8 protein-coding genes are annotated in these 11177 nt (G+C 67.6%); 2 read left to right on the top strand and 6 right to left on the bottom strand.

The features are described 5' to 3' along the window. Positions 1-78: 78 nt before the first annotated feature. Positions 79-2895: a valine--tRNA ligase gene (gene valS / locus BKH32_RS02860; RefSeq protein ID WP_075248537.1), complete on the top strand. Its 2817-nt coding sequence runs from the start codon at positions 79-81 to the stop codon at positions 2893-2895. A 71-nt stretch (positions 2896-2966) separates the two neighbouring features. On the opposite strand, the gene BKH32_RS02865 is transcribed toward valS, so the two are convergent. Beyond that, the gene (locus BKH32_RS02865) at positions 2967-3887 is read right to left on the bottom strand and encodes a hypothetical protein (RefSeq protein ID WP_075248538.1); all 921 of its coding nucleotides are present in this window, start codon (positions 3885-3887) and stop codon (positions 2967-2969) included. A 149-nt stretch (positions 3888-4036) separates the two neighbouring features. Between BKH32_RS02865 and BKH32_RS02870 the strand changes: the two genes are divergently transcribed. Beyond that, entirely contained in the window at positions 4037-4582 is a 546-nt protein-coding gene (locus BKH32_RS02870; RefSeq protein WP_075248539.1) for a GNAT family N-acetyltransferase, read from the top strand. Positions 4583-4608: 26 nt separating this feature from the next. Here BKH32_RS02870 and BKH32_RS02875 read toward each other — a convergent pair whose 3' ends face one another. The 5 genes from BKH32_RS02875 to BKH32_RS02895 all read right to left on the bottom strand — a co-directional run bounded on the left by BKH32_RS02875 (position 4609) and on the right by BKH32_RS02895 (position 10866). Further along, positions 4609-5622: a LacI family DNA-binding transcriptional regulator gene (locus tag BKH32_RS02875; RefSeq protein ID WP_075248540.1), complete on the bottom strand. Its 1014-nt coding sequence runs from the start codon at positions 5620-5622 to the stop codon at positions 4609-4611. Next, entirely contained in the window at positions 5603-7381 is a 1779-nt protein-coding gene (locus BKH32_RS02880) for a glycoside hydrolase family 13 protein (protein WP_075248541.1), read from the bottom strand. Before BKH32_RS02880 ends, BKH32_RS02875 begins: the two co-directional genes overlap by 20 nt. A gap of 194 nt (positions 7382-7575) precedes the next feature. Next, the gene (locus tag BKH32_RS02885; protein WP_075248542.1) at positions 7576-8439 is read right to left on the bottom strand and encodes a carbohydrate ABC transporter permease; all 864 of its coding nucleotides are present in this window, start codon (positions 8437-8439) and stop codon (positions 7576-7578) included. Next, positions 8436-9473: a carbohydrate ABC transporter permease gene (locus BKH32_RS02890; RefSeq protein WP_075248543.1), complete on the bottom strand. Its 1038-nt coding sequence runs from the start codon at positions 9471-9473 to the stop codon at positions 8436-8438. Before BKH32_RS02890 ends, BKH32_RS02885 begins: the two co-directional genes overlap by 4 nt. A 100-nt stretch (positions 9474-9573) precedes the next feature. Beyond that, positions 9574-10866 carry an ABC transporter substrate-binding protein gene (locus BKH32_RS02895; RefSeq protein ID WP_075248544.1) on the bottom strand — a complete coding sequence of 431 codons (1293 nt, stop codon included), beginning with the start codon at positions 10864-10866 and terminating at the stop codon, positions 9574-9576. Between the last annotated feature and the right edge of the window lie 311 nt (positions 10867-11177).

The raw sequence follows: 11177 nt of genomic DNA on the forward strand, positions 1-11177 counted from the left end.
CGGAGCGGCGTCGACGCCCACCGACCTCACACCGGACCGTGTCGAGGGCCCGGGCCGGGCCGTGACAGAATCGGCCCCATGTCTGAGACCCCCACGAGCCACGCCGCTCCCTCGTCATCGTCCAGCCGCCTGCTGCCCTCCGAGCCCCACAGCCCGCGAGTGCCGGCCAAGGTGTCGACCGATGGCCTGGAGACCACCTGGGGCGAGCGCTGGGAGTCCGAGGGGATCTACGCCTTCGACCGCAGCGCCGAGCGCGCGGAGGTCTTCTCCATCGACACTCCGCCGCCGACGGTCTCCGGCTCCCTGCACGTGGGGCACGTCTTCTCCTACACCCACACCGACACCGTGGCCCGCTTCCAGCGCATGCGCGGCAAGGCGGTGTTCTACCCCATGGGCTGGGACGACAACGGCCTGCCCACCGAGCGCCGCGTCCAGAACTACTTCGGGGTGCGCTGCGACCCCTCCCTGCCCTACGACCCGCACTTCACTCCCCCGCACACCGGCGGGGAGGGCAAGTCGATCAAGGCCCGCGACCAGGTGCCGGTCTCGCGTCGCAACTTCGTCGAGCTGTGCGAGCGCCTCACGGTGGAGGACGAGAAGCAGTTCGAGGCCCTGTGGCGCAGGCTCGGCCTGAGCGTGGACTGGTCGCACACCTACCAGACCATCGGCGAGCGGGCCCGCAAGGTCGCCCAGACCGCCTTCCTGCACAACCTTGAGCGCGGGGAGGCCTACCAGGCGGCGGCGCCGGGTCTGTGGGACGTCACCTTCCAGACGGCGGTGGCCCAGGCAGAGCTGGAGTCCCGCGAGTACCCCGGCTTCTACCACCGCCTGGCCTTCCACATCGTCGATGAGGAGGCCGCTGCCAAGGCCGAGGCCGCCGGCGCCCCGGTGGAGGGCGGCGTCGACGTGTGCATCGAGACCACCCGTCCCGAGCTGCTGCCGGCCTGCGTGGCTCTGGTGGCCCACCCCGACGACGAGCGCTACCAACCCCTGTTCGGCACCACCGTGTCCTCCCCCGTCTTCGGCGTCGAGGTGCCGGTCCTGCCGCACCCGGCCGCGGAGAAGGACAAGGGCGCCGGCATCGCCATGTGCTGCACCTTCGGTGACACCACGGACATCGACTGGTGGCGCGACCTGCAGCTGCCGCTGCGCGCGATCCTGCGCAAGGACGGGCGCATCGAGACGGAGACTCCCGAGTGGATCACCTCCGAGGCCGGCCGCGAGATGTACGAGGCCATGGCCGGCAAGACCACCTTCTCGGCACGCGAGGCCCTCGTGGCCCGCCTGGCCCAGACTGGTGAGATGCGCGGTGAGCCCGTCAAGACGGTGCGTCAGACGAACTTCTTCGAGAAGGGCGACAAGCCCCTGGAGATCGTCACCTCCCGCCAGTGGTACATCCGTAACGGCGGCAAGGAGTGGACGAACCCGGCCTCCGGCACGGACCTGCGCGAGGAGCTGCTCGAGCGCGGCCGCCAGCTGGAGTTCCACCCCGACTTCATGCGCGTGCGCTACGAGAACTGGGTACGCGGCCTCAACAACGACTGGCTGGTCTCGCGTCAGCGCTTCTTCGGCGTCCCCTTCCCGCTGTGGTACAAGGTCGGGGCCGACGGCGAGGTCGACTACGACGCGATCCTGACGCCGTCCGAGTCCGAGCTGCCGGTGGACCCCTCCTCCGACGTCCCAGCCGGCTACACCGAGGACCAGCGCGGCGAGCCCGGTGGCTTCGTCGGTGAGCTCGACATCATGGACACCTGGGCCACCTCCTCCCTCTCTCCCCAGCTGGCCTCGGGCTGGCTGAGTGACGAGGACCTCTTCGGCCGGGTCTACCCGATGGACCTGCGCCCGCAGGGTCAGGACATCATCCGCACCTGGCTGTTCACCACGGTGGTGCGCGCGGACCTGGAGTTCGCGGCCCTGCCGTGGCGGAACGCCGGACTGTCGGGCTGGATCCTGGACTCCGACCACAAGAAGATGTCCAAGTCGAAGGGCAATGTCGTCACCCCCATGAGCCTGCTGGAGCAGTACGGCTCCGACGCCGTGCGCTACTGGGCCAGCTCGGCCCGCCTGGGCCTGGACGCGGCCTTCGAGGAGACCCAGATCAAGATCGGCCGTCGCCTGGCCATCAAAGTCCTCAACGCCTCCAAGTTCGCTCTGTCGATGGGGATCCCCTGGGACGCCGACGAGGCCACCGTGGCCGCGGCTCCCGCCCCCTGCCTGGACGCCTCGGTGGTCAGTGAGCCGATCGACCGCGCGGTGCTGGCGGCCCTGGCCGACGTCGTCGACGTCGCCACGGCGGCCTTCGAGGACTTCGGTCACGCCCGGGCCCTGGAGGTCACCGAGTCCTTCTTCTGGACCTTCTGCGATGACTACATCGAGCTGGTCAAGGACCGGGCCAATGACTTCGATGGCTCACACGACGACGCGGCCGTCCGCTCGGCTCGGGCGACGTTGGCGATCGCCGTGGACACCTTCGTGCGCCTGCTGGCCCCCTTCCTGCCCTTCGCCACCGAGGAGGTGTGGAGCTGGTACCGCACCGGCTCGGTGCACCGGGCCGCCTGGCCGCAGTCCGATGGTCTGCGGGAGGCCTCCGCCGGGGCCGACGCCGAGCTGGTGGCCCGCGCCGGGGCTGCTCTGGCGGCGCTGCGCAAGGTGAAGTCGGAGGCCAAGACGAGCCAGAAGACGCCGATCCTCTCGGTGGAGCTGGCCGTTGCCGCCGACCGGCCCGAGTACGCCCAGGCCATTGAGGCGGTGCGTGCGGACCTGACGGAGGCCGCCAAGGTCACCGGCCCCTTCACCGTGGAGCAGACCGCCCCGGCAGCCGACTCGGCTGAAGGCGCCTCCCCGGTGACCGTGACCGCCGCCGAGCTCGGTGAGGCCCCGGCCAAGAAGAAGTGAGCCGCGAGCACCCGGCCCTGTGACGAACAGTGGCGCCGCCCCCTCCTCGGGGCGGCGCCACCGCTGTCGTTCTAGGGCCTGTCGAGCAGGTCCGCGCCTCCGGTTGTCTGTCGGAGGCTCAGCAGAATCCTGTACTCGATGAGGACGATGGCCACGGCGGCCAGCAGGGCAGCAAGCACGTCGATGCGGCTCTGAGTCGCGCAGTCGCGGCTGAGGAAGGGGATGAGTCGGGAGTCGAGCGAGGTCACGCGCTCCCCGAGGCAGCTCATCGCGTCCCCGTCGTCGTCCTGAATGCCCGCGTTTCCGACCGTGTAGCCCCAGGCGATCCCGATCATCAGTGCGAAGGCGCCGCCGAAAGGCAGCCGGGCGAAGCCACGAGGCAGATGGGCTCGATTCCGCCAGGACAGCACCACCGCGACGACGGCGATGGAGACGAACACGATGCTCACCCCCAGCCCCATGAGGTCGGCGCGGCGGCGGATGTCAACGGGAGGACTGGGACGCGCCGGATCAACGATCTCGTCGCTCACCACCGAGTACCCGCGGTCATCGTTCCCAGTGAGGACGAGAGTGTGACGGTTCGTCTCCACGCTGGTCGTGCCGGAAACGTCTGCGTAGGTCTTGGAGGTGGAGACCTCGGCTATCACGTGAACACTGCCGTCACCCTGGTAGGTGGCCCTGATGCGCCTGACCTCGCTCGTCGCGGAGGTCACCGGGATACCGTCCTGGGTCAGCTGTTTGCGCGCATCTCGGATCATCAGCTCGGCCTGCATAGGTGGGGCGACTCCGGTGGAGGCCTCAGGATTGGTCCATTCGGCGTCCAGCACCGCTTGATGCTTCTTGACCGCAGTCAGGACGAGGTCGGGGTCAGGGTGCCCCCGCATCGACTCCTGGACTCTAGGGACCAGCCACGGGAGAATACTCAGACCGACCACGGCCACGGTCAGAAGGACGATCAGAGTGTCGACCACGCGGGTTCTGCTCAGCGTCATCCCTTCTCCTTCAATGCCGCACGCTCACCGTCGAGTCTGGCACACCACGCGCCTCCTCGGGTGACGTCACCTCAGCTGCTGTCCCGTCATCACCAAGCGTCACTGTCCAGGCGGGCTGCATCCCAGGCAGGGCTTCGTACACTGCATCTATGACGATCAGCCTGAAGCCCCTGGATGCCGTCGACCGTGAGGAATTCATCGCCGACCTGCAGGAGGCCTTCGAGCACTTCGTAGGCGACGCACGAGCCTCATTCATCGACACATCCCTGCTCGAGGACGGAACCGTCAACCCCGCCGCCCCTCCGATCCTTCCGCGAGAGGACATTGAGGAGTCACTCAGCAGGTCCGAGGCCCAGGCTCTACGCATCATTGAGGACGGCACTGCGGTCGGCGGCGTCATCCTCACAGTGAAGGGAGATCGCGGAGAGATCGAGATTCTCGCGATCAATGCGAGCGCGCACGGACGCGGCATCGGCGCACGCGCATGGACCGCCATCGAGGAGGCGTACCCCGATGTGCGGGAGTGGGAGCTGGTGACCCCTTACTTCGAGGTGCGCAACATCCACTTCTACGTCAACAAGTGCGGTTTCCACATCGTGGAGTTCTTCAATGAGCACCACCCCGCCCCCTGTGCCCCGGGCATGGACAAGGACCTCTCCTTCCGCTTCGTCAAGTATGTGGGGCTCCCGGAGTAGGGGGACGCAATCCGTAGCGGCTCCGGCTATTCCTGATGGCGCGCCGTGGAGCCGCGGTCGGTGAGGACCGTGGGTATGAGCCTGCGGCGCTGGGGCGGATCCGGTTCTCCCCTGAGGTGCCTCAGCAGGAGCGAGCCGGCCTCGGCGCCCATGGCCTCACGGTCCACACTGAGCTCGCTGAAGGCCTCTTCTTTGCGGCCGCTGTCCTGCGTGATCCCGAGGGTGAGCACGGACAGGTCGGCGGGAACGGACAGGCCGTGGGCCTGCGCCGCGCAGGCCAGTCCTACCACGGCGGCGGGGTTGTTGGACAGGACTGCGCTGCACCCCTCGATGAGGCCGCCGGATCGCACGATGTCGGCGCCGGCCAGCGCCGCCTCCGGGACCTGGCGCACCAGGATCTCCACCCCCAGCTTCTGCGCGGCGTGTAGGAGCTCGTGGGTGTGGTCCTGGCGGGCGTGAGCGTCGTCGGAGGCGGTCTGCCGCATGAGAGCGATGATGCGGCGGTGCCCGAGCCCGGTCAGGTGCTCGACGCCGGCGCGGGCCATCTGAGCAAAGTCCGCGTCGATGCCGGGCGCCCCACCGGCGCGATCGGAGGAGCCGATGAGGACGGTGGGGACCTTCTCCTCCAGCAGCATCGCCTCGCGCTCATCGCCGTCAGCCACATCCATGAGAACCACCCCGCCCAGGGCGCCGGAGCGCACAAGCGAGCGCAGCTCGATCAGCGGCGTCGAGGAGGTCATGACCGGGATGACGACCTGGATCCCTCTCAGTGCCAGTGCACGGCGCACCCCATCGACGTAGTCGAGGTCATTGGCGTCAATGATGGAGCGCTGGCGCCGGAACAGGACCCCCACGGTGCGCAGCACCGGCGAGGCCAGTGAGCGGGCGGCGGTGTTGGGGTGGTAGTCGAGCTCGCGCACGGCCCGCATGACCCGTTCCCGAGTGCTCGAGCTCGTCGAGCGCTGGCCGCTCAGGACGTAGGTGACGGTCGAGGGCGACACCCCCGCCGCCCGGGCCACGTCAGCGCGGGTCGCCGCCATCGGTTCCTCCAGCGGACGCATCCAGCCAGCAGGCACCGTTGGGTGGTACGACGACGGCGCCCACGGCACCCGCAGCATCCGCTGCATCCGCCCCGTCCGCCTCGCTCCAGTGCCAGGAGGTGATGAGGGGCGTGCCGGCTGCCTTGATCGCCACCGGCTGCTCGGTGGTGTTGAGGACGATCCCGGTGGTGCCGTTGCACAGGTGCAGGATCCCGGGCTCGCTGTCCAGCCACTCCACTGCCCCGCGCCCGAGTCGGAGCTCGCGCCGCAGGGCGATGGCCCGCCGGTACAGGGTGAGGGTGGAGTCCTCGCGCCCCTCCTGGGCCTGGGGCGAGTACTCGCCCCAGCCCTCGGGCTGGGGCAGCCAGGTGCGGCCGGTGGCGTTGTAGCCGAAGGAGGCCCCGTCCCGCGTCCAGGGCAGGGGGACCCGGCAGCCGTCGCGCCCCGGGATGACGTGGTTGGTGCGCTCCCACAGGGGGTCCTGGCGGGCCTCGTCCTCCATGGTGGTGTGCTCGGGCAGTCCGAGCTCCTCACCCTGGTAGAGGTAGGCGCTGCCGGGCAGGCCCAGCATGAGCAGGGTGGCGGCGCGCGCCCGGGCCAGGCCGAGCTCGGCGTCGGGCTGGGGATCCTTGGGGCCGATCCCGGGGTCGGTGTCCATGTCGGCGGGGTAGGCCAGGCGGGAGGCGTGGCGCACGACGTCGTGGTTGGACAGCACCCAGGTGGCGGGCGCCCCCACGGCGCCGTACTCGCTCAGGGAGACGTCGATGACGCGGCGCAGCTCGTCGGCGTCCCATCCGGCGCCCAGGAAGGGGAAGTTGAAGGCCTGGCTCATCTCGTCGGCGCGCACGTACTGGGCGGCATCGGCCTCCGTGGGCACCCAGGCCTCGGCGACCAGGAGGATGTCCTCACCAACCTCGTCCAGGACACGGCGCCACTCGCGGTAGATGTCGTGGACCCCGGGCTGGTTGAAGGCCGGTCCGACGTCGAGCAGCTTCTCGTGGGCCGTGTCTTCGTCCGGGGAGCCGGCGGTGTTCCACCGGTCGGGGCCGAGGTCGTCGTCGGGCAGGCCCTCGGCCTTGACCAGGCCGTGGGCGACGTCCACGCGGAAGCCGTCGATACCGCGCTCCACCCAGAAGCGCAGGAAGGTGCGGAAGTGCTCGTGGACGTCCTCGTTGGACCAGTTGAAGTCGGGTTGCTCGGCGGCGAACAGGTGGAGGTAGTACCAGTCCCGGTCCTCGCTGCGGCCGGTGAGCGGCTCCACCGGCTGCCAGGCCGGCCCACCGAAGAGCGAGCCCCAGTTGTTCGGGGCGCCGTCGTCACTGTGGCGGAAGATGTAGCGGTCACGCTCGGGAGATCCCGGGCCCGCCTCCAGGGCGGCACGGAACCACTCGTGCTGGTCGGAGGAGTGGTTGGGGACCAGGTCAATGATGACGCGGATGCCGACCTCGTGGAGGTCGGTGATGAGCGCGTCGAGGTCCTGCAGGGAACCGTACTCGGGGGCCAGGTCGAAGTAGTCCGAGACGTCGTAGCCGGCGTCGACCTGGGGCGAGGGGTAGAAGGGCGAGAGCCACACGGCGTCCACGCCGAGTGCCACCAGGTGGTCGATGTGCTCCCGGATCCCCTGGATATCGCCGATGCCGTCGCCGTTGGCATCGGCGAAGGAGCGGGGGTAGATCTGGTAGATGACGGCATCGCGCCACCAGGCGTCGATGTCGGTGCGCTGCAGGAGGCCCTGCGAGCGGTCACTGGTCGAGGTCATGAGCAGGTCCTGGTCGGGCCGCGGCATTTCGGCCGGGTGAATGAAGAGGAGGGATGGTGGAGTGGGAGGTCGGAGGAGGCATCCAGCGTAGTCCCGAACGATCTCTGTGGGGCGGCGCGGTGCTGCCGCCCCACAGAGACGAACGGGTGGGTGGGCGGGCTCTCCAGTGAGCCGGGCCCGGACTGCGTCTGTCCTTACTGCTTGAGTCCTCCTGCGGCCAGTCCGGCCACGATGCGGCGCTGGAAGAGCAGCACCATGATGACCAGCGGCAGCGTCATGATGACTCCGGCCGCCATCTGGGAGCCGAAGGGAGTGTTGAACTGGGAGTCCCCGGTGAACTTCGACAGCAGCACCGTGGCCGGCTGCATGGAGGGGTTGATGATCATCGTGACGGCCACGAGGAACTCGTTCCAGGCGCCGATGAAGATGATGATGGCGGTGGTGAAGATTCCCGGCGCGGCCAGCGGGAGGATGACCTTGCGGAAGGCCTGGCCGGGGGTGCATCCGTCAACCATGGCGGACTGCTCGAGCTCCTGGGGCATCTGCCGGAAGAAGCTCGTCAGGTTCCACACCGCCAGCGGCAGCGAGAAGGACAGGTCTGGGACGATCATCGCCTGGTAGGTGTCCGTCCAGCCCCAGGCGGCGAAGTTCTTCAGCAGGGGCACGATGATGGCCACGAGCGGGAACATCGAGGTGGCGATGATGAGGAGCATGAGCAGGCCCTTGCCCCGAAAGTCGAGGCGCGCCAGGGCGTAGGCGGTGAAGGTCGCCACGGCCAGCGCCACGATCGTCACGACGATCGAGACGACCAGGGAGTTGATGAGGCCGTTGGCGAAGTCGTTCTTCTCGGAGAAGACCGCCTTGTAGTTCTCGAAAGAGGCGTGGCGGGGCCACCAGCTGTTCTCGAAGATCTCACTGTCGGGGCGCAGCGAGGAGACCAGCATCCAGTAGAAGGGCGCCAGGCAGTAGATGACGATGAGGCCGATTCCGACGGTGGAGAAGAGGCTTCCCCAGTCTCTCTTGGTTTTGCGGACAGGTGCGGCGGTGGAGGTGCTCATGCCTGCTGGCTCCTTTCAGTAGCCGTCTGGGAGGCCGGGGTGGAGGAGCCGGAGCGCTTGAAGAAGGCGCTGACCGGCAGCTTGCGCTCATTGCGCTTGCGCCGAGCCTCGTCGTTACCGCTGAGGTCGGTCCTGGTGATCTTCAGGAACGCGACGGCGAAGACGAAGACGTAGAGGAACAGGATGAGGGCGTAAGCCGCGGCGCTGCCGTAGCGGGAGTTGGAGCTCTCGTCCTGGACCAGCATGGAAAGGGTCTCCACGCTGCCCTTCCTGGGGCCGATGAGGATGTAGGGCAGGTCGAACATGCGCAGGGCGTCCAGAGCACGGAAGACCACGGCCACGACGAGTGCGGGCTTGACCAGCGGCAGGGTGATGGAGGTGAAGCGCTTCCAAGCGCTGGCGCCGTCGATCTTGGCGGCCTCGTAGACCTCGTCGGGGATCAGCTGGAGCCCGGCCAGGGTGAGCAGCCCGATGTAGGGGGCCGTCTTCCACACGTCGGCGATGATGATGGCCGCCTTGGCGCTCAGGTCCCCCGAGGCCCACATGACGTGCCTGCCCAGGATGGCGTTGGCGACACCGTTCTGGTTGAAGATCCAGCCCCACAGGATGGCGGAGACGGCGGTCGGGATCGCCCAGGGCACGAGGATGGAGGCGCGCACGATGCCGCGCCCCCTCATCGCCTTGTGCATGATGAGCGCCATGGCCACACCCAGGATGGTCTCCAGGACCACGGTGACCACGCCGAAGAGGGTCGTGTTGTAGAAGGCGACCCAGAACCGCTCACCGGCGCTGGAGAAGATGTCGGTGTAGTTCTTCAGACCCACGAAGGGCTCGGTGGTGGAGAAGAAGCCGTCGTCCTCCAGGCGGGGCCGCCCGAAGAGCGACTGGTAGAGGGACTGCGCGATGGGGATGAGGATGACGATCGTCAGCACCAGCACCGTGGGCGAGATGAGCAGCCAGGCCAGACGGGCCTGGGCCTTGGAGCTCTTGGACTGGCGGTTGACGACTTGCTCGGAGTGCGTCGTTGTACTCATGACTGTCCTTTGACCGTCCTTTTGACTGTCCTTGTTGACCTAAGTTGACCTGACCGGATTCATACGGGACGCCGCCTGCGGCACTCGCCGGTACCGGCGCCTATCCCTCCAGCTTCTTCAGGTTGCTGCTCAGGCCGGTGATGACGTCCTTGGCTGTCCTGCTCCCCGGCTGCTGGATCGCGGGATAGATGCTGTCCTGGATCGTGGCGGTGACGTCGCCGTAGTAGACGGCCTGGGGACGGCTCTTGGCGTTCTCAAGGCTCTGCTTGAGGATCGGCAGGTAGGGGAAGTCCTTGAGGAGCTCGGGGTCGTCGTAGAGGGATCCGAGGATCGGGGCGAGCGTCTGGGTCTTGAGCTGGTAGCGCTGGGACTCCTCGTTGATCCACCACTTGACGAACTTCAAGGCGGTTGCCTTGTTCTTGGAGCCCTTGGTGATGGCGCAGTTGTGCCCACCCAGGGTCGGCACGAATGACTTGCCATCGATGCTCGGCAGGGCGGCGACGTCGAACTTGTCCGTTCCCAGCGACTCCTTGTTGTTGGCGTACTGGTAGGGCCACTGACGGAGGAACAGGAGGTCGCCCGCCTCGAAGGCGTTACGTCCGTCCTCCTCCTTCCACTCCAGGGACTCCTTGGGAATGTAGCCCTTGGAGAAGCCGTCGATGAGCCACTGCAGACCAGTGACCGACTCGGTGGAGTCGAGGATGACCTGGGTATCGGCGTCGTAGAAGCCGCCGCCTGCGGTGTGGATGAACTCCGAGGCGCAGCAGGTCAGGCCCTCGTACTTGGCGAACTGACCGCCGAACCCTCCGATGTTCTCGTGGCCGGGCAGGGCCCGGACCTTGTCGATGGCGGCCTTGACCTCGTCCCAGGTCTTGGGGACCGCGACGCCGGCCTTGGCCAGGAAGTCCTTGCGGTAGAACATCATCGGAGCGTCAGTGACGAAGGGGACCGCGAAGAGCCTGTCCTTGTAGAGGCCCGTCTTCCACACGGGTTCGAGGATGTCGTCGTTCTTGAGCTCGTCCTGGGGCAGCTCGACCACCCATCGGTTGGCGGCGAACTCGGAGACCCAGACGTTGTCCAGGGAGACGACGTCGTAGGCGTTGGAGTTGATCCTGGCGGCGTTGATGAGGGCGGTGCGCTGCTGGTCGGCCTCGGCGGAGAGCTCGATGAGCTTGACCTCCTCACCGGGGTGGGCCTTGTTCCACTCATCTATCCTGGCCTGCACCTTGCCGGCCGAGTTGTCCTTGCCCTGGACCCAGGTGATTGGTCCGGTGCCTTCAAAGGTGACAGGGCCGTCGTCGTCTCCGCGGGAGGTGGAGCAGGCCCCGACGGAGGCCAGCGCCGCAGCCAGGGCCGAGCCCTGGATGAACTGACGACGGGGTAGGGGTGACATGTGTGTTTCCTCCTTGAAACTGTTGCGGAGCCCATCGGCTCCGTTCCGGAAGGACCCACATCGTCGACGCGCGTCGACTTGGGCATGAGATGCACGTTACACATCTGCAACCGGTCGGTCAAACCTTTTCGAGCGCGCCACCCCGGAGTCCTTGAGAAGAACCTCTGAACCCAAGCTCCCCCGCCATCGCCCGCGCCCCGCGATCTCCACGAGACCACCGCACACCGCCTGTGAAAACCTCCACAGCGTCGCTCTTCTTCTCTCATCTCAACGGCGCGCCACCCTGACCACCGCCTGACACAATGAGGCCG

This window comes from Actinomyces oris, from assembly GCF_001929375.1.
GTDB lineage: Bacteria > Actinomycetota > Actinomycetes > Actinomycetales > Actinomycetaceae > Actinomyces > Actinomyces oris_B.